The organism is Ginsengibacter hankyongi (assembly GCF_008710285.1).
Lineage (GTDB): Bacteria > Bacteroidota > Bacteroidia > Chitinophagales > Chitinophagaceae > Ginsengibacter > Ginsengibacter hankyongi.
In genome coordinates this window covers 285,285-310,302 of the sequence record NZ_VYQF01000001.1, presented here as the reverse complement: position 1 = coordinate 310,302, position 25,018 = coordinate 285,285, and the positions used below count along the sequence as shown (strand labels likewise).

Here is a 25,018-nt window from a genome sequence, read left to right as displayed (position 1 = left end):
AATTCTTATGATTATTGAAAAAAATGGCTTTATCCATCACGTTTATTTCTGGCTAAAAAATCCCGGAAATGTAAATGACCTTAACCAACTCATAGAGGGATTGAAAAAGCTTTCTGTTGTTTCAACAATAAAGAATTTTCATATTGGTAAGCCCGCAGATACCAATCGCGATGTTATTGACAATACTTACAGCGTTTCCTGGTTATTACTCTTTAATAATAAAGAAGACCAGGATAGTTATCAAACCGATCCGGTCCATTTAAATTTTGTTGAAGAGTGTTCGCACTTATGGACCAAAGTAGTGGTTTATGATACGATTGGTACCAATTAAGCATTGGATGATGCTGGATGGTTACTCTTAAAACGTATTTCTGTAATTTTTTTGAACATGCAATTACTATAAATATGAATTGCACCGTGCGAATTTTTTTATTAATTTTCAACTGCAATTCAATGATCCTGCTAAAAACCCACACCTCTCATTTTTAAGTTTTTTTGTTGCCAAATTTTTATCCGGTATCCTTAACTGAATTATAACATTATTAATCACGTAAGATGACTACTGGTAAACCCCAATCAAGAAAGCCGGTTACTGCTGTAACGTATTTAACTATATCTGCTGTAAGCCTTGTTGCGGCTATCTTCATTGGATATTATTATTTTCATTACATGAAACAGAGCGGCACCGAAAAAATGGATGACCGTGTTTTTTATCTCGTGTTAGTGCTTTTTGGCATGGCTGCGAGTGCGCTTATTTTCGGCATCATGAATTCGTACGCTTCGCTAAAAGGTATTCAATCAAATGTTACGTACAAGTTTACCGGCCCCGTTGTGGGAGTAATTTTAACAGTGTTAGGTGGTTTCATGCTACCGAAAGGTTCAACCGACCAGTTTCTTTCCATACGAGTATTTGACCAGGATAATAATCCTGTAACGCGGGGTAACGTAACCTTATCGTTTCCGCATTACCAGCGGGATGCATCCATAAACGAAAAAGGAATGGTAATATTCCCGGATATTCCTTACGACCAGTTACGCAATAAGATCATTATAAATATAATAAGTGATGGGTATAAAAGTTTGACTGTCGATACACTGCTTGCCAGTTTTAGTCCGATTGATGTTACACTAAATCAATCTAAAATTATTCGAATAACCGGCACCGTTAAGGATGCGGCAGACCGCCCTATTCGCGATGTAGAAGTAAGTGTTGATGGAACGCCCTACTTTGCAAAAACGATTAATGATGGAAGCTTCGAATTACCAATTCCCGACTATCATTTTGGTGACAGGATCACACTGGTTACTTCTCACCCTGCTTATGAGGACAAAGCAAAACAATTCGAGATTGAATCAGGAGAAAATAATATTGAATTCGTATTAAACCCCATACCAGTCAATAATGTTAAACCCAAAGGAAAATGAAAACGACTATTTTTTTCATTGCGACGCTCGTGTTACTTAACGGCGTAGTGTCTGCACAAGACGTCATTATTAAGGGAACCCTTCGTTGCATGAATAATGGTATAGCCACTTCCACGAGAGGTGCAGTTAACATCATTATTATTCCATCGTTTAATCCAAAGGCAGCTGTGGCAACAACTACAACACCACAAGGTTTTTTTCAGGTGAACACAGGTTGGGATGCAAAGGATTTGAAAGACAAAGATGTTTCACTATACATTATTACCAAATGCAGCAGTTGTAAAAGGGTGGAGCGTATTTTCATTTCGGAAGACCTCGATAAGCGAAATACAGACCCAACTAAATTGTACGTTACAGTAAAGGGTTGGAAGCTATTGGAGAATTGCCAAAATGCCGAGCTTCCTGATATACTCTCTGAGCAATTGCTGGATTCTGCTCATCGCTTACCGCCTGAAGATATTACCGGGAAAGCGCCCGGCAGCCCTGCCCTTGCGCCGGTTTCATTTATTAATTTATTTCAGAAGCTCGTCACCGCCGCTGCTACTGCCAACGTCGGCTTATTTAAAGTAACTGCTATTTATCCGGGGAAAGTCAAGTATGGTATTTTTCTTCATTCGTCTCCTATGACTAATACCGACAATACTGGTTTCAATTTTGCACCTTCACGCAACCTTTCAGAAGCCGTTTACTGGAATGCCTCTGCTATTGCATTTACCAGTAAACCAAACAATATTAGCTTACTTGCTAATTTTAAGAACAATATTAAATTATCAGGTTATTATCAGTTAACTAAACATTTTTTTGTGGGGATGGGTGGTATCTATACAAAACAAGATCAGACGAGGCAAATAGATGTGATTGGCATCGGTGCTTTAAGTAGCGGAAATATCTTCAACGGGGTAAATCACCAGGAAAAATTAGAAGAGTTTGCGGCCTTTGTGGCCCCTGCATATAAGATAAATAACAAAGCAAGTGTAGGTGTAACTATCAAATCGATTTGGCAGAAATTTAATAATCCAAAACTGCTTGCGATGGAACAGGATGGGACTGACAATACTCCATATAATTTCTTTATAGATGACAGCATTAAAAAACAAAGTATTGACGCAGATATTTCTTTCAGTTATAAAATAAACAGTTTTCTTCAGGCAGGCGTTTCCGTTATGAATGTGGCCGGAACCAAATTATATGCTGATCAGTTTGTCCCCGATTCATCAAATCAATCATATATCAACCAGCGGTCTTATGGTGTTGGCCTGTGTTACAAAAGAGGCAGACTCAATGTTGGCGCTGATGCCCTGTTCACCGACAATGAATTTTATGATGCATCATTAGGTGTAAATTATGTGCCGTTTAATAACGGCTTGATTGCCACGGGTTATGCATTTAAACAACAAAGCTTTTCGGTTTCATTCAGATTAAAAAATTTCAAGATTGCTTATATCTATGATAATAACCTCGTGATAAACGAGGTGAAAGTTTCGAAAAATAAAGTCTTTGACGGAAAAATATATTCGGGTTTTGTTTTTAATTTTTAACACAATCAACCCATATACGTTCCGCTTTGTAATTCAATTCTGTTTTCCTTTATATTTCTAACAAGCCCTGAAAGTTTTGCCTGGGTATCATTCAAAGCATTGCCTTGTACGAAGTTCGTGAGATCCTGCAAACCTGTTTCTTGCGATAGCAATTTTGCTGTTCTTATAAATTCTTCTGTGAGATCGATACCGGTAACTTTGCAACCATACTTTGCCGCAATCCTGCATATATTTTGATTTATAAAAGTTTGGCGTTTTATATAAGATGGCGTATAGCCTAAACTGTTAGTCATATTACTCAACAGCTTTTGCTTAATCGAAGTCTAGTTCCGCGCATTAAAAGCAACATCAATATTATGAAGCTAAAAATCGGGGAAAGATGTGCCGGGCTCATCTTATTGAAATTATTTGTGCATAGCAGCTTTAAAAAATTTGCCACTACCGGTAAGTTCATAGTCCCACGAGCTTAATAATTGAGGTCCCCACTCAGGATCAAAGTTCCACGCCAGCCAGCCAATTCCATTGTTCTCGAGATATTTAGTAATGCGGGTTCCATAGTTTTCGGCGCCGTCTTCAGGATCGCCCTTGCGTACATTAAAGCCCATTTCTGTTGCAAGTACCGGGTACCTTTGTGCTGCAAAACCAAAATCTTCTTCCCATTTTGGCTCCCACGGTTGAGACCGTTTATTAGGATAAGGATGCGTTACATAACCGATTCCTATTGCATTGATAGGTTCTTCACGCAAGGGTGTAAGATCGTAAGCCCAGTCGAAACCAGCTACCAGGGGTATCGTTTCATTGTCAAATGTTCTTATTAACTGAATGATGTTTTCATTTATTTTTTTCCATGTGCTCCAGCTAATATTGCCAAGCTGCCCACGATAAGTTGTGGGTTCATTAAATAGCTCGTAAAATGCAACTGTATTATTTCCTGTAAAATGTCTTGCTATAGTTTGCCAGAACTCGTAAGTTTCTTTGAGTGTGGTGTTATACATTGCGTCCTGAAAAAGTTCCATCTCCAAGTTGCCGATGGAATGCCAATCAATATCGACGTACATGCCAAGATCGGTACACCAGCTAACTGCAGAATCCAGTAATGACAGATATTTCAGGGGAGAGCGGTCCCTCCACGCTGCAGGGTGAACAGGAATGCGAACGAGCATCACACCCATGTCTTTTGCTTTTTCAAAAAGTAATTTATTCCAATGGCCTTCATGATAAATCTTATCAGGGTCGGCTATGGAAACGCCGCGGAACAATATCGTTTCTCCGCCCGCATTTACAAATTTGTTTCCTTTTACTATAATCAAGGGCAGCAGTTTTGCTTTTGGATTTTTTGCAGGTTTTTGCAAATATTTCTCTTTCCACCATGCGTGATAATTATTAAGTGAGGTGCTTTGGGCATGTACGCCCTGCGAACTAGCGGTCGTCATTATTAAAAGCAGCAAAAGCTTCATAAATTTGTTTATACGAGGCATAATTTTTTTTATGTAAAAAGTAGTAATAAAAATTTTCCTGGTAAGACTTATTTTCAATTTTCTTTTTGCGACTTGTTCTATTTCATTTTGTTTTCAATCTCCGATAAATTAATTGTTAGCCCTGATTGTTGAAATTCAGGTTGCTGCATTAAACGATTTTTATCTGCAAATCCCAATGAAACTGCTTTCAATAAATCAGCTTCGGCGGCTTTGGCATTGTTATTCCGTGCGTCGAGTATGGCAGAGAAATACCACGCTTCACTATTTGTGGGATCAGCCAGTTTATAGAGATCAACAAAGTATTGTGCATCGTTGTTTTGGTTGCCTTTTATAAGCTGGTTGCTGATAGAATAAAAAGCCAGGGAAAGGTAGGCTTCCAGGCGTTGATACATGGCGCCTTCAGGAGCTGTCGCCTTAGCTTGCGCTTCAAGCTCCTTAATCGTTTTAATCCAGTAGTTCATATCTCCCTGCTGAAATTGTTGCTGATATTTATCCTTTAAATTTTGTTCCGTTGCCAGTAATTTTTGTTTTTCCTGCGATTGCTTTTGATAAGTTGGATTGTTTTGAATAGCAACTTTCTTTTCCCGAAACCAATTTACATCATTGGATGATCCATCCAGCATGTTCGTGGCAAGCGTACACTCAGTTTCAGCTTTTAAATAGTTATTTGCTTTCAAATATGCGTCGACTGTTTTTTTACTAATATTAATATAATTGTCAATAAATTCCTTGTCGATCGGAGTTATTTTTTTCTGCATCGCATCAAGCTGTAAGCCTTCAAAGGCAATATTCATCGTACTATCAGGAGCCCACTCATGTATTCCGTTAAAGAAAATAATCCGGTGTCGCGTCTGCGTGTGTTCCAGGCCGTTAGCAATGGCTACCAGGTCGGTCATGTTCAAATCACCCTCCCCGGCAATGGCAGTGAAACTGAAATTAAAATTACCGGCCTGTATTATTTCAGGCAGCCCGGCTCCATTTGCAATTACTCCTTTTATTTCATTGTGATGTAAAGCCAGGTAAGTGGCCACTTTAGCACCTCCTGAAAAACCACACAGATAAATTCGTTTAGCATTAATCTTTAATCTCTTTTGCGTATCATCAAACAAAGTGTTCCATATATTTTCTGCAGTGGACCAATCATTACCGTTTTTCGAATTATTGCTTCCAACCAAAATGAAATTATAAACATCTGCCAATGCTTTGTATTTATCCAATGGCAATGAGCCATCTCCATGAGGATCGAAAAAATAAACTACCGGCAATGTTTCTTTATTGCCCTTTGCGGGAATGTAGAGGGCATAAGATTGCGCAGGATCAGTTTTGTAAATGACATGTGTAATAATTTTTCCTGTCTCAAAAGTTTCTGTTGAATGAGCATTAGAACCACCTAAAATAGTGGTATCTATATCGTCGCTACCTTCTGTAGTGTTATTGTGATTGTTGGCGCATGAAATCATGCAAACAAATAACAGTATAAGGCTTATAAATTGGATTGGCTTCATAAATTAAATCATGCCCTTCAACTTTTCCACGACTAAATCTACTTCTTCCTTTGTATTGTACTTACTAAAAGAAAAGCGAACCGTAATTTGATTTAAGTCATTAGAGATCGCTCTTATTACATGGCTTCCTGCATCGGCGCCTGAAGAGCAGGCGCTACCGCCACTTGCGCAAATATTATTTATATCAAGATTAAAAAGAAGCATTTCGGATTTTTCAGTTTTTGGAAATGCAACACTTAAAACGGTGTACAAACTTTTGCCATCATAATCGCCGTTAAAATAAACATTGGCAATATTACCCCTCAACTTTTTCTGCATGTAACTTTTGATATTACTTATGTATTCTCTATCGGTTTCATGATTTGCTGTTGCCAATTCTAATGCTTTTGCAAAACCAACAATACCATATAAGTTTTCAGTACCCGCCCTCATGTTACGTTCCTGGCTACCACCATTTATGAACGGATGAATTTTTATATTTTCATTGATGTATAAAATTCCGACTCCTTTCGGTCCGTGAAATTTATGGCTGGCTCCAGTAATAAAATGCACAGGAAGTTTTCTTAAATCAAAATTATAATGCCCTACTGTTTGAACAGTATCTGAATGAAAGATAGCATTATATTTCTTACATAAATTTCCAACTGCTTCAATGTCTGTTATATTACCAATTTCATTATTCGCATGCATTAAAGTTACCAGGCATTTTTCTTTGCTTTCTTCCAGTAACCTTTCAAGATCGGTTATATCAATATGCCCGTTAGATAAAATTTTTACATAAGAAATTTCTACAATCCCTATCTTGTTGATATATTCAGCGCAATGTAATGTAGCATGATGTTCCAGCGGAGAAGTGATAATTCTTTTACAGCTTAAATCATATACTGCGGCATTAATAGCTGTATTACTGCTTTCAGTTCCACCACTCGTAAAAAATATTTCCGCGGGGCGTGCATTTAATATTTTCGCCACAGATTTTCTTGCATTTTCGATGGCCATTCTTGTCTCACGGCCATAAGAATATATAGAGGAGGGGTTACCGAATTTTTCGGTAAGATAAGGCATCATAGATTCCAGTACCAGCGGATCAAGTGGCGTCGTAGCGGCATTATCGAAATAAATTCTATCCAATTGTTAAATGGTTAATTGGTCAAATAGTTAATTGCTTTTTATAAGTCTTTCACTCTCCTTCGGGTAGGTGTTGGGGTGAGGCTCAATTACATCGCCTCTCTTATATCATTCATAATTTTTTTGGCAATATTTTCAGCGGTAGTTTCAAAATTACTTTCAGAATAAATTCTTATTATAGGTTCGGTATTGCTGGTTCGGAGATGAACCCAATCTTTATCAAATTCAATTTTTAACCCATCTTCTGTATTAATAGGATGGCTTTTGTACTTGTCTTTTATTTTCTTAAAAACCTCTTTTACATCAACACTGGTTTCTAAGGCAATTTTATTTTTTGAAATAAAATAATCAGGATAAGTGCCGCGTAATTGATTAATTGATTTTTGTGAATGCGCCAGGTGCGTAAGAAATAATCCAATACCAATAAGAGCATCACGCCCATAATGAAAATCCGGAACAATAATGCCGCCATTTCCCTCGCCACCTATTACTGCATTTACTTCTTTCATTTTATTTACCACGTTCACTTCACCTACAGCCGAAGGAAAATATTCACCACCATGTTTCTGCGTAATTTCTTTCAGTGCTTTGGTTGAAGACATATTGCTTACGGTATTGCCTTTTCTTTTGCTCAACATATAATCAGCCACGGCAACCAAAGTATATTCTTCTCCAAACATGTGTCCATTTTCACTTACAAAGCAAAGTCTGTCTACATCAGGGTCTACAGCAATCCCGAGGCTGGCATTTTGTTTTTTTACTTCATTGCTCAACCCCGTAAGGTGTTGCGGGAGGGGTTCAGGATTATGATCGAATTTTCCGTTCACTTCTCCATTTAAAACAGTAATATCTTTTACGCCCAATGCTTTTAACAACGCAGGAATATAAATAGCACCTGAGCTGTTTATTGCATCAACAACAATTTTATATTTTGCTTTTTTTATTGCAGCAACATCTACCAGCTCATAATTTACGACTGCATCAATATGCTTCTGCAGGTAAGAATCATCTTTTATATATTTTCCTGTTTTATCAACCGTTGCAAAATTGAAATCTTCTTTTTCAGCAAATTCCAAAATCTTTTCACCATCTTCTCCATTTATAAATTCTCCTTTGTTATTGAGAAGCTTTAATGCATTCCACTCTTTTGGATTATGGCTGGCTGTTAGAATAATTCCGCCTGCAGCTTGCTCATACTGAACGGCAATTTCAACCGTGGGTGTTGTTGTGAGGCCGAGATCAACTACGTCGAAACCATAAGCAATAAGTGTGCTGGCACATAAGTCGCTTACCATCTGGCCGCTCATTCTTCCATCTCTGCCTATAATAATTTTTTTATTGCTTTGCTGGCTGGTGAGCCAAGCTGCAAACGCCGAAGTATATTTTACAATATCGGGCGGTGTAAGGTTTTGTCCCGATTTTCCTCCAATTGTTCCTCTTATGCCGGAGATGCTTTTTATCAGTGCCACTGTTCATGTGTTTATGTGGTAAAGATAAAGCAAATTAGATTATGTGGTTATTTGGCCAGGTTGCCTCCAGGCTAATTAGCTAATTATTTACATTTGTATTATGACAGATACCAAGCCGTGGTTTAAAGATTGGTTTAACTCACCTTATTATCACCAGTTATATTTTAAACGTGATAAGGTGGAAGCAACTAAATTTATAAATAAACTGATTGAGCATTTAAAGGCCGCCAAAGAATCTTTAATACTGGATATTGCGTGCGGCAGGGGCAGGCATTCCAGGATATTGGCTGCTATGGGCTTTGATGTAACTGGTATTGACCTTGCAGTTGAAAGCATCAAAGAAGCAAAAAAATATGAAGCAGAAAATTTGCATTTTTTTGTTCATGATATGCGTCTTCCTTTCTGGATAAATTACTTTGATTACGCTTTTAATTTTTTTACCAGCTTTGGCTATTTTAGTACCAGGAGAGAACATGAAAATTCTATAAGAACCATTGCACAATCTATAAAGCCCGGCGGCGTTTTTGTACTGGATTATTTGAATGCACATTATGCGGAAGATCACCTGGTTCATCAATCGGAATTGCAGATAGATAACGTAACGTATTTTATTACCAAATGGTTTGATGAAACTCATTTTTATAAAAAAATAATTATTGAAGACGAAGTGCTAAAAAAGCCAATAGAGTACCAGGAAAAAGTTGCTAAATTTTCTTTAGGCGATTTTACTGAAATGCTTGCCTATCATAAGCTTCAGGTTCAGGAAGTTTTTGGAGATTACAATTTCAACAGCTTCCATATTAAAAATTCTCCGCGTATGGTTATCATTTCCAAAAAGGTACCATGATCAATTTTGTTTTTTATTATTCACCAGCATCCACTTCGCGGTTTCATACATTGCCGAGGTAAGTTGGGAAAGGCTATTTTTTACTGAATCTTCCTGGGTAGCGGTGAGCGACAAAACATTTGATTTCAACGGCATTAATTGTTCTTTCTTTATCCGCAGGTTTTTTACAAAATAATAGTCATCTGTAACCACGCCAATATTTCCTTCGTCATGATGAATGATAAATGCGGCATCCATTTTATCTTTTGAATGAAGCACATCTCTTCCTAATGTGGTATTGCTATACGACATATGCAACATGCCGGCAAGCGTTGGTAAAACATCAATTTGCGAAACCACTTCATTCCTTTTTTGAGGTGAAATTAGCTGAGGCGAATAAAATAACATCGGCACATGCTCATCGCTTAGGCGGCCCGTCGTCCATGCCTCAGGATACATTTGGGAGGATTCTCCTTCTACTCCATGATCGCCTACAAAAACAAAAATGGTATTGTTGAACCAACTCTGCTTTTTTCCCTCTTCTATTAATTTCTTAAAACAATAATCAGTATAACAGAATGACTGGAATTCCTGTAATGATTCAAAACCATATTTTACCAACGTGTCTTCACTAACTATTCTCTTTTCAAAATCTGAGTCTTCTAACGGTATAGAGTAGGGGCGGTGATTATCTGCTGTTTGAATGATTGCAAAAAAAGGTTTCGTTTGTTTCGCAAAAACATTTTCCGCATTAAGAAAGAGATTTTTATCGCTGATGCCCCACACGTTTAAAGCGGGCTCTTTAAAAGAGCCCTCCTGGTAAAGTTGAATGCCATCGATGTTTTTTACAAGACCTTCAAAATTGTTGAAATTACTGTTGCCTCCCAGGAAATAAAATTTTTTGTAATCGGTAAAATTATTAATAATAGTATGTTGGTTTATTGCGGCCGGGTTGCGGGTTGAAAACTCAGAAAGCTGAACGTCAGGTGTCCCGGTAATAATAGCAAAAACACCCCTGGCAGTTCCAAAAGTTGGAGTAAAGCAGCGGTTGAAAAATAAACCACTGTCGCACATCGATTTAAAAAATGGCGTGGTATTAAGCGGGTTGCCACTCATGCTGCTTTTATACATACTGAAACTTTCGCATATCACCAGAACTATGTTGGGCCTGCTTTCCAGCGCTTTACTATCGGGCAATGCTTCCCTTGCATAATCTTTATCTGATATGCTCTGTGAATCAAGCTGGAGAAGATTTGCAATTACAGGAAAATAGGCCTTTGCTTTTGCATCTTCAAACGAAGGTTTCCTGAACCGAAGTGTTGTAAAAAAATTTTGCAGGGGATTTAAAGCAACATAAGATTTGAAATTGTCATTTAATACAAAAGCATCTTTCCATTTTAAAGGGGTAAACGAAAAAACACCGTAGAGACACCACACTAAAAAAAGTATGGCTAGGGCATGCCATCTTTTTCGATAAGTTATATTTAATTCAGAATTTCTCTTTAAGGTTTGCACATGGGTTTTTTTAAAAACTTTAGCCATTAAAAAAACTGTAAGTGCCAGGGCGGAAAGGATCCATACCATTGGATAACTTTCCCACAACATTTTAGAAGAAGTAACTGGATCTTCTGCAAAATTTAGAGCGCTTGCGTTTATGCGTGTATGGTTGTAACTGAAGTTTCCAAAATCCGCCCCAAAAAAAAAGAAAACAAATAAAGTGGTTAATGCCAGGTAATAAGACCATAAGCGTTTATTTCTTTCAGAATAAAATGGAGAAAATTTTGGATATACAGAAAGTACGGCAATGGGTAACAAAATCATTGCTATCCATTTTGCATCGAAACGAAAACCCAACCAAAAAGATGGCAAGAGAGAAGTAAAAGTTATATTAAAGGGCCGGAATAGAACTACCGTGGATATTCGAAAAATCGTAAATATTAAAACATAAATAAGCCATAACACAAAGATCCATTGAATGGTTAATGGAACATTTTTCATCAATCTGGCTTTTACAATCATGTTTTAAAAATCGTAAAGGTATATGCATTCAATCACTATTTTCCAGTTATAGCATTTCTTTTTAAATTATTCAACATCATATAACGTGCCGTTTCATAGTATGCCTGCGCAAGATCTTTTATTGCTTTCCTATCTTGTTCTATTAAAGGTGTTTGTGGTAATGGTTCATTACTATTGCTATACCTGAAATCTTCTGTGCCACTTAAAAGATTATGTACATAACAATATTCATCTGTTACAATTCCTATTTGCTTAAGATTGGGATCAAATAAAAACGCGGCATTTTTAAAACGAACATTATGGATAGGAATCGTATCAAATAAATTTTTACCTATAGTTGTATTGGTATAACTGACATGGGCAAGCGCAGTTACTGATGGTAGCAGGTCTACCTGCGAACAGGTCCTGTCTATTCGTTGAGGAGAAAGTAAAGATGGAGCGTAAAAAAGCAACGGCACATGCTGTGTTGTTAATCCATCAATATTCCAAGCCTTTGGAAACATATTCCCAACATCACCACGTATACCGTGGTCGCCCACAAAAACAAAAATGGTGTTATTAAAATATTTTTCTTTTTTGGCAGCTTCTATAAAGGTTTCAAAACTATAATCGGTAAAACGGAAAGCGTTTAATTCATCATTACTTTCAAAACCATATTTTTTTAAAGAGTCTCTTGGATATTTTTTTAACGTGAAGGTAGCTTTGTCTTCATTTGGGATTGTATAAGGACGGTGGTTGTCGGCTGTTTGAATTACGGCTACAAATGGGTTTGTTTGTTTTTTAAATGCGTCGTTTGCGGCAAGAAAAAGTCTTTTGTCGCTAATGCCCCAAACGTCAATGGATGCCGCTTTATAGTTTTCCTGTTCATACATGTGAAGACCTGCAATATTATTGGTGAGCAATCCTCTTATATTGGCCCAGCTTAAACTTCCGCCAATAAAGTAAAATTTATCATAACCGGTATAATCGTTAATAATGGTATGTTCATCCACGGCGGAAGGATTACGGCTCGCAGTATTTGGATATTCCACATCAGGGATACCTGTAATAACCGCCCAAACTCCGCGTGCAGTGCCGTAAGCGGGGGTAAAACAGCGATCAAAAAAAATACCCTGTTTGCACATTTCATTAAAGTAAGGAGTTGTGTTCAATGGATTTCCCCACATGCTGCTTTTGTAGGCACTGAAGCTTTCGCAAATAACCACCACCACATTTGGAGTGTTTGCAGCCGGCGGTGGATTAAAAATTCTTTTATAATTTAATGTGGAGCTGTCGGCATCAGGAATCGCAAGGTATTTAGCCATTAAAGGGTAATATGCTTTTACTTTTTTTATATCATAAGTAGAATTTCTAAATTGAAGCGTACTTAAAAAACTTTGAATGGGATTTAAAGAAAGATTGGCTTTAAAATCGTCATCAAAAGAAAAGGCATCGCTCCAGCGCAGGGGATATTGATTTAACCTCCCGAAAATTCCCAGCCCAAATAAAAGTGCAAAAGCTACTCCTATTAAAATTTTTGAAAAGCCACGTCCGCGGTAAATAGATAATTGCATTTTTTTAAACCAACGGATTATTAAACCATACAACAATATTATTGAGATGATAATTAATATTAATAAAGTAAAAACCGGGTAGGTTTCCCACACCATATTCATCGAAATCTTTGCATCGGCTGTATAATTTAGCACGCTGGCGCTCAGGCGCTGGTGCAGGTAATCGAAATGCTCAAAGTCAATGGCATAAAGAAAAACAAGCGAAACAGTAATTATAAAAAAATAGATTTTAAAAATTTTTCTGCTAACTGCGTTTTCAAACGGGTTACAATTTTTAGTAAAAAAAAGCCACACAAGTATAAGTGCGAATAAAATTCCCATGTACACTAGTGATGGATTCGGCACATGGCCCTTCTTCATAAAAATTATAAGCAATACCATAATAACTATGGTTAATGCTAATTGGACTATGCTGCCAATGTTAAGGCTCTTTTTGTTATTATAATTTAAATGGAGATTTCCTATGAGGAAAGGAAAGAGAACAATGCCACATGCGATTCTTGTATCAAAATTTAACCCAAGCAGAAACGGTTTAAAACTGTTGCTAAACGAATATTGCGCGGGCCCGAAATGAAAGAAAAATACAAACCGCATGATGGTCATAAAAATCAAAAATGCAACTGCAGTAAGTAACATCCATTTAACAAGCCGGGGTAGAGCGATTTTTTTCATCTAGAAAATTAAAGAGTGGCAAATTTCGATTAAAGAAATTGAATGAGATGATAAAGCAAATGTAAATATTTAGCGAGTGTTTTTGAGCAATGGCTATTTTTGTAAGAATTGATTTTGACAGAAATTACAAAACCATGTATCTCCCGGAGTTTATAAAACAGTTTGATTATAATGCGTTTTCTAAAATTAACGGGCAATGGCATACGCCGTTTTTAGACGAATTTTTCCCCTTTATTCGTGAACCATTTGTGTGGTTGCCATTTTATTTTTTCCTGGTATTTTTTGCCACTATTAATTTCAAGAAAAGAGGTTGGCTTTGGGTTTTATTTTTTATAGTGAATGCGGCAATGAGCGATTATATAAGTAGTACTATTATAAAAGATAATTTTATAAGGATACGGCCTTGTCACGATCCGTTGCTTACGGGTTCAGTCAGGTTCCTGGTAAGTTACTGCCCGGTAAGTTCGAGTTTCACGTCTTCGCACGCTGTTAACCATTTTGCTGCTGCAATGTTTATATTTACAACATTAAAAAAAACGGTCAGCCCCAAATGGGCTTTTGTTTTTTTGTGGGCGCTATTAATTTCGTATGCACAAGTATATGTTGGTGTTCATTTTCCGTTTGACGTATTTTGCGGAGCGGTAGTTGGTGTAATTCTTGGGTATATTCCCGCGAAAATATTTAATGCCAAAATAGGCCTGTTGCAAAAATGATAAATATTTTATGGTAGAAGTGATCATTTTATTTTTTCTTATTCTTCTCAATGCACTCTTTGTAATGAGTGAGATGGCGTTGGTTTCTGCAAAAAAAAACCGGCTCGAAGGTAGTGCCGCGAAGGGCGATATCAGGTCGAAAACTGCACTGGAACTTAAAGAAAACCCGGATATATTTTTATCTACCACCCAAATCTATATTACATTAATTGCTATTTTAACAGGCGTGTATTCCGGTGAAAAATTTGGTAAGTATCTGCAGCCTTATCTCGAGAAAATTAATTTTATAAAAATTTATGCGGGTACCATTTCAACCGTAATTATTGTAATACTCGTTACATTTTTGTCAATTCTTTTCGGGGAATTACTACCTAAAAGGTTTGCTATTATGCGGCCGGAAAAAATTGCAAAGCTTGTTGCAAGGCCCATAAAAGTTTTGAGCGGTATTTCTTTTCCAGTTGTTTGGTTATTAAGCTCTCTTAATTCCGGTATTTTTAAATTGCTAAACATCAGGCACAATAAAGATAACCAGGTAACGGAAGAAGAAATTAAAGCCATGATAAATGAAGGAAGTGAATCCGGCACAATTGAAGAAGAAGAAAAAGATATTATAGAAAGAGTTTTCCATCTTGGTGACAGGAATATTACTTCTCTTATGACACACCGCACTGATATTGTATGGTTTGAAATAAACGAGGAACTGTCATCAGTAAAAGAAAAAATAAAAGAATTTCAACATTCGATTTACCCTGTTTGCGATAAAACTATTGATGATATTAAGGGTGTTGTTTATATAAAGGATATGTATCTGCAACCAGATGCCCAATTGTCTTCTTTATTAAGAAAAGGCCTATTCGTTCCGGAAAATAATTCGGCTTACCAGGTGCTCGAAAAAATTAAGGTAACTAAAATTCATTATGCTTTTATTGTTGATGAATACGGAAGCCTGCAGGGCATGATAACGGTAAAGGATATTCTAAATGCAATAGTTGGCGAAATGCCTGAGGCGGAAGATGAAGATTATGAGATAATAGAAAGAAAGGATGGAAGTTTTCTCATTGATGCACAAATTCAATTTTATAATTTTCTTACTTACTTTGAAAAAACTGTCTGGATAAATGAAGGTGAAAACGATTTTGATACGTTGGCGGGATTTATTTTACACGAACTAAAGCGTATTCCGATTACTGGCGATACTTTTGAATGGCGCGGGTTTACCTTTGAAATAATAGATATGGATGGACAACGAATTGATAAAGTACTTGTAAATATTTCTGATGAGTTAAGGGACGAGATGGATTGATTAGTTTATTGGTTGCTTGTTAAAAAGGTTGACAAGTTTATAAGTTGAAAAGTTCTAAAGTTGTTAACCTGAAAAGCTTCAACATGTTAACCAGTTAACATATCAACAATAAACCAATTAACTTATAAACTCAATTATTATAACTCAACTTCTTTATTAATTCTACCGGCAGCTTCGGTAAATTTTTTCTTTCAATTAAAAAGGTAGAAAGTCCGGCGATATCTTTAAAAATATAATGACTGTTTAACGCGCCTTCAAGATAACCACGACCGCTTGTATTGCCTGTTCCCATTCGCATTCCTATCATTCGCCTTACCATATCAATATGTTTATGCCGCCAGTTTGCCATCTGATGGTCGGTTTCAATTAACGCATCTAATATTTGATAAGAGGTTTGAAAAACAGGAAAATCCCGGTAAAGCATAATAAACAAAGCAGCCCGCAATGCCTTAGCCGAAAGCATTGGTTTCTCTATTGATTGTCCATCACTAATTGCATTTTTATCTTCAAAAAAAATGAAATCAAAATCATTAATCCTATTTGCTTCTCTTTCGTTTAATCCGTTTTTATAAATATTCCTGTAATCGCTCCAGAATGGGTGAAACGAATCACTGGGCGGGTACTGATGGTGATAATTTTTCCATAAATCGATTTCAAAAAAAGGCATTCTTTCAAGCCATTTATTTATTAATGATAAAAGACTAATAGCGTTTTCTGTTTCATTAATTTTATTAAAATCTTTTTCATCAAATCCGCCTTCATTCGTTCGTTTGTAATAAGTTTTATTAAACCGGTGGTCCATCTGTAAGCCAAGAGTGGCCTCAATAAGCCGGAATTGTACACTTTGAAAGCCGGATGCGGGAATTAATAAATTTCTGAATTCAAGGAAATCAAGGGGAGTCATCGTTTCTAATAAAGTTATTTGCTGCGTAAGTAATTCAAGGATTTTTATTACCCGGTTCAACCTATGTCTTACAAGATTCAGGTCTTCCGAATTATCATCAATTTTTTCTTTTTTAAAAACCTGCAGTATAAAATCAAGCTCAAATAAGATTTGTTTAAACCATAATTCATACGCCTGGTGAATAATTATGAAAAGCATCTCATCATGCGCCGGCTCATTTCCATGTTTAAAGCTTTCAGGATGTTGCGCATCCAGAATTTTATCGAGTTGGAGATAGTCGGTATAATACATTGATTTATTTTCTGCCATGATTTTGGTGTTTATTAATCCAAAAAGGAAACCGCTTAAATGTAGATAAATTGTTTTAAGTGATAAATGTAAAGTGATTAAATTATTTGCATAATTTTAATTCAATCAAAAAAAATCATGAAGAAAAATACAAGGGGTGCTATACTTTCATTTTATTTTGTAGCCATAATTATAGGGAGTGTTCCAAAAGTTTCCTTCTCACAAATAAAAAGTAAAGATGCTACGGCGCATCCGGCGTGGAGTGAGCAAAGTAATATTTATGAAGTGAATTTGCGGCAATACACCGCTTCATCTTCTATAAAAGATTTTGAAAAAAGTCTACCGCGTTTAAAAAAAATGGGTGTGGAAATTCTTTGGTTTATGCCCATAAATCCTATCGGCATAGAAGGACGAAAGATGACGAGCGCTGATTTGGGAAGTTATTATTCCGTTAGAGACTACAGAGCCGTAAATCCTGAATTTGGCACTATGAAAGACTGGAAACATTTAGTAAATATAAGTCACAGCATGGGTTTTAAGGTTATAATAGACTGGGTTCCCAACCATACCTCGCCCGATAACCCATGGATAAAAAATCATCCTGACTTTTATAAAAGAGACAGTTTGGGAAATACAGTATATGATAATGATTATACAGATACCCGCAATCTCAATTTTGAAAATACGGAATTGCAGGATAGTATGATTGATGTAATGAAGTATTGGATAAAAGACACCCACATTGATGGTTTTCGTTGCGATCATGTTGATCCTATTCCTGTTGACTTTTGGAAGCGTTGCATTGATTCATTAAAGAAAATAAAGAATGTTTTTATGCTTGCCGAAAGTGAGAATCCGGATCTCCATCGCGTAGGATTTGATGAAACCTATGGATGGAGCGTGATGTGGGCAACGGTTGATGTTGCTTCAGGAAAAAATACCGTGAACTATCTAGATTCAATAATCAATCATAATATTTCAATTTTCCCAAAGAATGCTTACCGGCTTTATTTTACAACCAACCATGATGAGAACAGTTGGAATGGAACTGAATTTGAAAAATACGGAAATGCTTATAAAGCTTTTGCCGTGTTTTCGCAAACTATATATCAAAGTGTTCCATTGATTTACAGTGGCCAGGAAATTCCCAATAAAAAGCGATTGAAATTTTTTGTGAAAGACCCCATTGTATGGGATCAATATAAGATGGCGCCATTTTACAGCACTTTACTTCATTTGCGCAGAAAGAATCCTGCATTGGCGGCGGATGCGTCTTATAAGAAACTCGCAACTGGCAACGACATGGCGATCTTCGCTTATGTAAGAGAAAAGGCAGGTCATAAAGTTGCAGTAATTTTAAACCTGTCAGATCAGCCACAAGCCTTTACCATAGACGATTCATTAATTTTTGGAAATCCTTTAAATATATTTTTGGGGGTAAAAGAAAAAGTAAATGACACTCACGTATTTAGTATTGAGCCCTGGGGATATATTGTATATGAATACAAATAACTTGTTGTTTAAACTTGTTTATTATCCTATTCCAAAAATAATTTTCACAACAAACCGTTGGATTATTTGAAATAACTAATGAGAGGAAGTAAAACTATGACCATCGATAATCCAGGCCTTCACAAGCGAAGATCAAGAAGACATTCAGGACATTCAAGAAAAAAAAGATCCCTTTTTTATAACATCTTTAAATGGGCAAAAAAGAATCCAACGAAAATTATAGCCATATTGTTTGGCATAGTATTAATCTATATAACAATATTATTTATTCAATATGCCAATAAGAATAAGAGGAGAAATGCAACTACATTGAAATTAGAAGTGAAACAGTATAGCAACAGATATAATGAATTAGTTGCTTTTGAATAGTTTTATACGGAATTTTATATCACTTCACCATACTCTTTATCTCCTGTAATTTTAATAAAGCTTCCACGGGAGTCAAGCGGTTAATATCTGCTGCTTCCAGAATTTTCCTGATGTCTTCAAATGCCTGTGAATGGGCGTCGAAAATACTTAACTGTAATTGTGGCGGAGCAAGTTGTTTCAAATTTTCTTTTATGCTTTTCGGGCTTTTTCCTTTTGCGTCTACGGTATCCGTTATAGTATCGTCAACATTTTTAGCTTCCAGTTGCTTTAAAATTTCATTTGCTCTTTCAATAAGCGATGGAGGCATACCCGCCATTTTTGCAACATGAATACCAAAACTGTGCGTACTTCCCCCACTTGCAAGTTTTCTTAAAAAAATAATTTTATTACCCGATTCTTTATGAGTGATATGAAAGTTTTTTACTCTTTCAAACTTGTTTTCGAGTTCATTTAATTCGTGATAATGCGTAGCAAATAACGTTTTAGGCGTAAACGAAGATTTTTGCAGGTGCTCCACAATACTCCACGCAATAGATATACCGTCATAAGTTGAAGTTCCTCTCCCAATTTCATCTAAGAAAATTAGACTGCGGGAAGTGATGTTATTGATAATACTAGCCGTTTCGTTCATCTCTACCATGAAAGTACTTTCGCCGCTGCTCAGGTTATCATTGGCTCCAACACGGGTAAATATTTTATCCGTTAAAGGAATTTTTGCTTCATCTGCAGGAACAAAGCTTCCCATGTGGGCCATCAGGGTAATTAAAGCAGTCTGGCGAAGAACCGCACTTTTACCACTCATGTTTGGCCCGGTTAAGATAATGATCTGCTGCGTTTGTGGGTCTAAAAAAATATCGTTTGCAATATAACTTTCTCCCTGCGGTAAGTTTCTTTCAATTACGGGGTGGCGACTGCTTTTTAAATCAAGTTCATACCCGTTATGGAGCGAGGGCTTTTTATATTTAAACTGCAATGCATTATTTGCAAAACAGGTGAGGCAATCCAATACAGCAAGCACATGACCATTCAACTGCATCGGCGCTATATAATCCTGTAACTCATTTAAGAGATGTTCAAAAATCTGTAATTCAAGCTGGAGGATTTTATCTTCAGCGCCCATTATTTTCTCTTCGTATTCTTTGAGCTCTGGTGTAATATATCTTTCAGCATTGGTAAGTGTTTGCTTACGCATCCATGTTCCAGGCACTTTATCTTTATGCGTATTGGTAACTTCAAGATAATATCCAAACACGTTATTAAAGCCAATTTTCAAAGATGATATTCCTGTAATTTCACTTTCCTTTTGCTGAAGCTTTAACAAGTGTCCTTTACCGTTAGTAACGATATCTTTTAATTCATCAAGTGATGCATCAACACCTGCAGCTATTATATTTCCTTTGGAGGCTGCAACAGGAGGGTTTTCTATAATTTCTTTAAAAATTTTGTCAGCAATATACCTGCATGGATTTAATGAGTCTCCCAATCTTTTTAAATATTCATTAGCAGATGCATCGCATATTTCTTTTACCTGGCCTACTAATTTTAGCCCTTTGCTTATTTGTAAAACCTCACGTGGATTTATTTTTTTTAGAGGTATTTTGCTAACAAGCCTTTCGATATCGCCCGCTTGTTTTATGTGCTGGCTAATCTTATTTTTTTCTTCAGGAGATTTTATAAAATCCTCTACCAGTTGCTGACGTTCTTCAATTTTGCTTATTTCTGTAAGAGGCATTACCATCCAGCGCTTCAACAACCGTGCGCCCATGGGAGAAACTGTATTATCCAAAACTTTTAGTAATGAATTATTGCCTTCAACGCCACCCAGTAATTCAAGATTTCTTATGGTAAATCTATCCATCCAGAGATGATCTGCTTTATCAATTCTTTGTAAAGAAGTTATGTGTTGAAGATTAGGATGCTCCGTATCTTTTAAATAATGCAATACAGCTCCAGCCGCAATTATTCCCGCAGATAAATCTTCAACACCAAAACCTTTGAGGCTTTGAGTACCAAAATGTTTTAGTAAACTTTCTTTAGCATATTGTTCAGTGAAAATCCATTCATCCAAGGAGTACGTATAGAACTTGCTTCCAAAAAAACTTTTAAAATCTTTTTGATGGCTCCTTTGAAAAATAACTTCGGCAGGATTAAGACTTTGTAATAATTTATCAGCATATTCTTTATCTCCTTCTGCGATAAAAAATTCGCCGGTTGAAATATCTAAAAAAGAAATTCCTGTTTTATCATCAGTAAGACAAATGCCACACAGAAAATTATTGTTATTATGTTCCAGCAATTTATCGTTAGTGGCAACGCCCGGCGTTATTAATTCTGTAACTCCTCGTTTTACAATTCCCTTCACCAATTTTGGATCTTCCAACTGATCACATATCGCAACCCTGTAACCGGCTTTTACTAATTTATGTAAATATGTGTCCAATGCATGATGAGGAAAGCCGGCAAGTTCCGGTGCAGTAGCTGAAGCGCTGCTTCGTTTCGTTAAAGTAATTCCTAAAACACGTGAAGCCGTAATCGCATCCGGGCCAAAAGTTTCATAAAAATCGCCCACACGAAATAACAAAATTGCATCAGGATATTTCGCCTTGATTGCGTTATGTTGTTTCATTAAAGGAGTATCTTCTCTTGACATAGGCCTCACCCCAACCCCTCTCCGAAGGAGAGGGATATTATCGGGTTATAATTTTTTTTAAAGTGAAATATAGAATCAATTTACCAATAAACTTATTAACTAATAAACTTGTTACCTAACTAAAGTATTTTTGCAAATTAATAGCCTTTTGATGAGAAAACTGAGTATGGATGAGTTAAACCGGAAATCTGTTGATGAATTCAGGCGTGCAGAAAAAATTCCGGTGATTGCAGTATTGGAAAATATTAGAAGCGCATATAATGTGGGCAGCGTCTTTCGCACCGCCGATGCTTTTTTAATAGAAGCAGTTTATATAACCGGTTATACAGCAAAACCGCCCCATAAAGAAATTACGAAAACAGCCTTAGGCGCCCAGGATTCTGTAGAATGGAAATATTTTGAAAATACTAAAATGGCGATTGAAGAATTGAAACAAAATAATTTTAAAATATTTGCTGTGGAGCAGGTTGCGGATAGTATTTCGTTAGAAAAATTTTCTGAGCTAAATGTTGATAAAACGGTTTTTATTTTTGGTAATGAAGTTAGCGGTGTTGAACAGGAAACTATTTTATTGTGTGATGGCTGTATCGAAATTCCACAGTTTGGAATGAAACATTCTTTGAATATTTCTGTTGCTGCAGGCATTGTTTTATGGGAAGCGGTGAAAACTAAATCCAGTTAAAAAAATGTATTTATAATAGAATTATGGTGAAGTCGATTAAAAATTATTTGTCTCTTGTAACTTTTGCTCATACCGTCTTTGCAATGCCATTTGCATTCATCGGGTTTTCATTGGGATTAAGAGCTGCAAATTTTGAAACTTATAAACCCTGGTGGGAACTTTTAATATTGGTATTGCTGTGCATGGTTTTTGCACGAAGTGCTGCTATGGCCTTTAACCGGTGGCTCGATGCTGACTTTGATGCAATTAATCCCAGGACTGCAGTACGGGAGATACCCGCCGGAATTGTAAGCAAAAGAAATGCAATGATATTTGTTGTATTTAGTTGTATAGCATTTGTTATGACAACTTATTTTATAAATGCGCTTTGTTTGGTATTGGCGCCGGTTGCTTTGTTTGTAATTTTATTTTACAGCTATACAAAAAGATTTACCTCTTTATGTCACCTTGTACTAGGGCTGGGTTTAAGCCTTTCACCTATTGGAGCTTATATTGCAGTTACAGGAAAATTTGCCTTTGTACCAATTCTATTTTCATTATCCGTTTTGTTTTGGGTCAGCGGTTTCGATATTATATATGCTTTGCAGGATGAAGAATTCGACAGGGTTAATCATTTGCGTTCTATCCCGTCCATGCTTGGTTTGCAAAGGGCGCTGCGTGTTAGCGAGTTTCTCCATATTTTATCTTTTGCATCTATATTAACTGCAGGGATAATCGGAAAATTCAGCTGGTTCTATTGGGCAGGTGCAGCGATCTTTGCTTACTTTCTTATTTACCAACACACATTGGTAAAGCCTAAAGATTTGAGCAGGGTAAACAGGGCCTTTTTTACATCTAACGGTATAGCATCTGTTATTTTTTCATTGTTTGTTTTAATTGACATTTACCTTAATATTCATACCTGAAAATTTCAATGGCAAGAATTCTGTGTATTGACTATGGTTTAAAGCGTACAGGCGTCGCCGTTACGGATCCGTTACAAATTATTGCAACGGGATTAACAACGGTTGATTCAAAAGAATTAATTTCTTTTTTGAAAAAATATTTCCAACGGGAACCCGTAGAATTAATTGTTATAGGTGAGCCGAAAAATCTTGACGACTCTGATACACATGCAACGCCACTTGTTAATGCGATCATTGTAAAACTAAAAAAAGAATTTCCACAAATTCCGTTAAAAACCGTTGATGAAAGATTTACTTCCAAATTAGCAAAGCAGGCAATGATTGAAATGGGCATGAAAAAGAAAGACCGGCGCAATAAAAGAACCGTTGATGAGATAGCGGCTACTATTATGTTACAGGAATATATGCTAAGTATTTCATAATTTAATTTTATTAAAAGAATTCAGTGTATTTAAAGGTATTATTTACTGTTCAAAAGTTCTAAATTTGCGGAAATTTAAAAACAAAATAAAGTATTCATGGTTCTACCTATAGTAGCATACGGAAACCCGGTTTTGAGAAAGGTAGGTAAAGAGATTACTCCTGATTATCCTGAATTACATAAGTTAATTGAGGATATGTGGGAAACTATGTATAACAGTAAAGGAGTTGGTTTGGCAGCACCACAAATTAATAAAGATATTCGTCTGTTCGTAATGGATAGTTTGCAGATAATTGCAAACCTTGAAGATGATGAAAAATGGGATTACCCGGGTGACGAAGGTTATAAAGGTGTATTTATAAACGCAAAAATTAACAGTATCAATGGCGATGAATGGTCGTACAATGAAGGCTGCCTTAGCATACCAAAGATCAGGGAAGATATATTACGAAGAGAAGAGATTGTCATATCTTTTTTAGATGACAATTTTGTTCAGCATACAAAAACTTTTAATGGCGTTACGGCCCGTGTAATTCTTCATGAATACGACCATATTGATGGAAAGCTTTTTATTGATTATTTAAAACCTCTCAAAAAAAACCTGCTGAAACGCAAGCTGGATAATATTTCCAAGGGGAAGATATCGGTAGATTACCGCATGTCTTTCGTTAAATAATATGTGCCTTCCCGGTTTTCACAACATTTAATATTTAATTTAAAGGATGCTTAAAAAGAATTTAACAACGGCGATTTTATTGTTGTTGTCATTTTTTCTTTTTGCCCAGGATAAAAAAGATACTACTATAAAAGTTGACAATAATTACATCACTCTTTCTGAAATTGTAGTTAATAACAAGTTAGATATCGCTTCTTTTATTGAAAGAGTGAAGACCGATACTACATTTTATAAGGCTTTTCGCAATCTCCATATTATAGGTTATACTTCCTTGAATGATATTAGAATGCTTGATAAGAGGGAGAAGATCCAGGCTTCGCTTACGAGCAAAACCAAACAAATACGAGAAAATAATTGTCGCAAAATGGAAGTATTAAACCAGGTAACAACCGGAGATATGTATGACAGGAAAGGTAATTTTAATTATTACACTGCACAGATGTATGCTGGTCTCTTTTTTACAAAAGATTCCGTTTGCGGAGAAGATAATATTGTAAAGGGTCGCGAGTTTTCCACGCAAGGGTTGAGTGGAATTGAAAAACACAAGGAGCAATTAAAAATGCTTTTTTTTAACCCAGGAAAAAAAATTAAAGGCCTTCCATTTATCAGCGATAAAACGGAAATTTTTAATGAATCAATGGCGGATAAATATGACATGAACATTGATTACCGAAAGTACAATAATGAAGATTGTTATGTATTTTCCGTTAAAGTAAAAGATGATAAAAAAAGTGATGTGGTGATAGACGAAATGACTACCTGGTTTAATGAAAAGACTTTTGAAATTGTTGCCCGCAATTATTCTATAAGTTATGATGCAGGAGTCTATGATTTTAATGTAAATATGGAAGTGCAAATGACCAAAGTTGGCGACCTGTTAGTACCTTCCGTATTACGATATAACGGTAACTGGAAAGTTATTTTTAAGAAACGAGAACATGGAATTTTTACGGCTACGTTGTTTGATTTTATCAGATAGGGA

At 36.2% G+C, this 25,018-nt stretch carries 22 protein-coding genes; 13 read left to right on the top strand and 9 right to left on the bottom strand.

From position 1 onward, the window contains the following. Window positions 1-7 precede the first annotated feature (7 nt). From FW778_RS01375 to FW778_RS01365, 3 genes are all read left to right on the top strand, one after another. On the top strand, window positions 8-331 hold the full coding sequence (locus FW778_RS01375) for a Dabb family protein (protein WP_150412778.1): 324 nt from the start codon (window positions 8-10) through the stop codon (window positions 329-331). Window positions 332-555: 224 nt separating this feature from the next. Further along, the gene (locus tag FW778_RS01370) at window positions 556-1,425 is read left to right on the top strand and encodes a carboxypeptidase-like regulatory domain-containing protein (protein ID WP_150412777.1); all 870 of its coding nucleotides are present in this window, start codon (window positions 556-558) and stop codon (window positions 1,423-1,425) included. Continuing rightward, on the top strand, window positions 1,422-2,963 hold the full coding sequence (locus tag FW778_RS01365; protein WP_150412776.1) for a PorV/PorQ family protein: 1,542 nt from the start codon (window positions 1,422-1,424) through the stop codon (window positions 2,961-2,963). The genes FW778_RS01370 and FW778_RS01365 overlap by 4 nt, the downstream gene beginning before the upstream one ends. A gap of 5 nt (window positions 2,964-2,968) precedes the next feature. Here FW778_RS01365 and FW778_RS01360 read toward each other — a convergent pair whose 3' ends face one another. The 5 genes from FW778_RS01360 to glmM form a co-directional block, all read right to left on the bottom strand. Then, window positions 2,969-3,256: a methyltransferase domain-containing protein gene (locus FW778_RS01360; protein ID WP_150412775.1), complete on the bottom strand. Its 288-nt coding sequence runs from the start codon at window positions 3,254-3,256 to the stop codon at window positions 2,969-2,971. Between the two features lie 111 nt (window positions 3,257-3,367). Then, a complete protein-coding gene (locus FW778_RS01355; protein WP_202552021.1) occupies window positions 3,368-4,441 on the bottom strand; it encodes a glycoside hydrolase family 5 protein in 1,074 nt (357 codons plus the stop codon). A gap of 77 nt (window positions 4,442-4,518) precedes the next feature. Continuing rightward, on the bottom strand, window positions 4,519-5,946 hold the full coding sequence (locus FW778_RS01350) for a hypothetical protein (protein ID WP_150412774.1): 1,428 nt from the start codon (window positions 5,944-5,946) through the stop codon (window positions 4,519-4,521). A 3-nt stretch (window positions 5,947-5,949) separates the two neighbouring features. Then, a complete protein-coding gene (locus FW778_RS01345; protein ID WP_150412773.1) occupies window positions 5,950-7,077 on the bottom strand; it encodes a cysteine desulfurase family protein in 1,128 nt (375 codons plus the stop codon). A gap of 86 nt (window positions 7,078-7,163) precedes the next feature. Next, window positions 7,164-8,543, bottom strand: coding sequence for a phosphoglucosamine mutase (glmM, locus tag FW778_RS01340; RefSeq protein ID WP_150412772.1), 1,380 nt, complete (start codon window positions 8,541-8,543; stop codon window positions 7,164-7,166). Window positions 8,544-8,643: 100 nt separating this feature from the next. On the opposite strand from glmM, the gene FW778_RS01335 reads away from it, so the two are divergent. Next, window positions 8,644-9,390 (top strand): class I SAM-dependent methyltransferase, encoded by a 747-nt coding sequence (locus FW778_RS01335; protein WP_150412771.1) that lies wholly within the window; start codon window positions 8,644-8,646, stop codon window positions 9,388-9,390. Here the strand turns inward: FW778_RS01335 and FW778_RS01330 are convergent, their stop codons facing one another. Next, window positions 9,391-11,388, bottom strand: coding sequence for an LTA synthase family protein (locus tag FW778_RS01330; RefSeq protein WP_150412770.1), 1,998 nt, complete (start codon window positions 11,386-11,388; stop codon window positions 9,391-9,393). A 35-nt stretch (window positions 11,389-11,423) separates the two neighbouring features. Further along, window positions 11,424-13,613 carry an LTA synthase family protein gene (locus FW778_RS01325; RefSeq protein WP_150412769.1) on the bottom strand — a complete coding sequence of 730 codons (2,190 nt, stop codon included), beginning with the start codon at window positions 13,611-13,613 and terminating at the stop codon, window positions 11,424-11,426. A gap of 89 nt (window positions 13,614-13,702) precedes the next feature. On the opposite strand from FW778_RS01325, the gene FW778_RS01320 reads away from it, so the two are divergent. Beyond that, window positions 13,703-14,326 carry a phosphatase PAP2 family protein gene (locus tag FW778_RS01320; RefSeq protein ID WP_150412768.1) on the top strand — a complete coding sequence of 208 codons (624 nt, stop codon included), beginning with the start codon at window positions 13,703-13,705 and terminating at the stop codon, window positions 14,324-14,326. Between the two features lie 10 nt (window positions 14,327-14,336). Beyond that, on the top strand, window positions 14,337-15,629 hold the full coding sequence (locus FW778_RS01315; RefSeq protein ID WP_150412767.1) for a hemolysin family protein: 1,293 nt from the start codon (window positions 14,337-14,339) through the stop codon (window positions 15,627-15,629). 130 nt (window positions 15,630-15,759) lie between these two features. Here FW778_RS01315 and FW778_RS01310 read toward each other — a convergent pair whose 3' ends face one another. After that, window positions 15,760-16,842 carry a tryptophan 2,3-dioxygenase family protein gene (locus FW778_RS01310; protein ID WP_150412766.1) on the bottom strand — a complete coding sequence of 361 codons (1,083 nt, stop codon included), beginning with the start codon at window positions 16,840-16,842 and terminating at the stop codon, window positions 15,760-15,762. A 117-nt stretch (window positions 16,843-16,959) separates the two neighbouring features. On the opposite strand from FW778_RS01310, the gene FW778_RS01305 reads away from it, so the two are divergent. Next, window positions 16,960-18,333: an alpha-amylase family glycosyl hydrolase gene (locus FW778_RS01305; RefSeq protein ID WP_150412765.1), complete on the top strand. Its 1,374-nt coding sequence runs from the start codon at window positions 16,960-16,962 to the stop codon at window positions 18,331-18,333. A gap of 78 nt (window positions 18,334-18,411) precedes the next feature. Further along, on the top strand, window positions 18,412-18,702 hold the full coding sequence (locus tag FW778_RS01300; protein ID WP_235906000.1) for a hypothetical protein: 291 nt from the start codon (window positions 18,412-18,414) through the stop codon (window positions 18,700-18,702). Window positions 18,703-18,721: 19 nt separating this feature from the next. On the opposite strand, the gene mutS is transcribed toward FW778_RS01300, so the two are convergent. After that, window positions 18,722-21,328: a DNA mismatch repair protein MutS gene (gene mutS, locus FW778_RS01295; protein WP_235905999.1), complete on the bottom strand. Its 2,607-nt coding sequence runs from the start codon at window positions 21,326-21,328 to the stop codon at window positions 18,722-18,724. 175 nt (window positions 21,329-21,503) lie between these two features. Between mutS and FW778_RS01290 the strand changes: the two genes are divergently transcribed. The 5 genes from FW778_RS01290 to FW778_RS01270 all read left to right on the top strand — a co-directional run bounded on the left by FW778_RS01290 (window position 21,504) and on the right by FW778_RS01270 (window position 25,015). Then, on the top strand, window positions 21,504-22,034 hold the full coding sequence (locus FW778_RS01290; protein WP_235905998.1) for an RNA methyltransferase: 531 nt from the start codon (window positions 21,504-21,506) through the stop codon (window positions 22,032-22,034). Between the two features lie 23 nt (window positions 22,035-22,057). Further along, a complete protein-coding gene (locus FW778_RS01285; RefSeq protein ID WP_150412762.1) occupies window positions 22,058-22,939 on the top strand; it encodes a UbiA-like polyprenyltransferase in 882 nt (293 codons plus the stop codon). Window positions 22,940-22,947: 8 nt separating this feature from the next. Further along, entirely contained in the window at window positions 22,948-23,361 is a 414-nt protein-coding gene (gene ruvX / locus FW778_RS01280) for a Holliday junction resolvase RuvX (RefSeq protein ID WP_150412761.1), read from the top strand. Window positions 23,362-23,457: 96 nt separating this feature from the next. Beyond that, window positions 23,458-24,036, top strand: coding sequence for a peptide deformylase (def, locus tag FW778_RS01275; protein ID WP_150412760.1), 579 nt, complete (start codon window positions 23,458-23,460; stop codon window positions 24,034-24,036). Window positions 24,037-24,082: 46 nt separating this feature from the next. Then, complete coding sequence (locus FW778_RS01270) at window positions 24,083-25,015, top strand: hypothetical protein (RefSeq protein ID WP_150412759.1); 933 nt, start codon at window positions 24,083-24,085, stop codon at window positions 25,013-25,015. The last annotated feature ends 3 nt before the right edge of the window (window positions 25,016-25,018 follow it).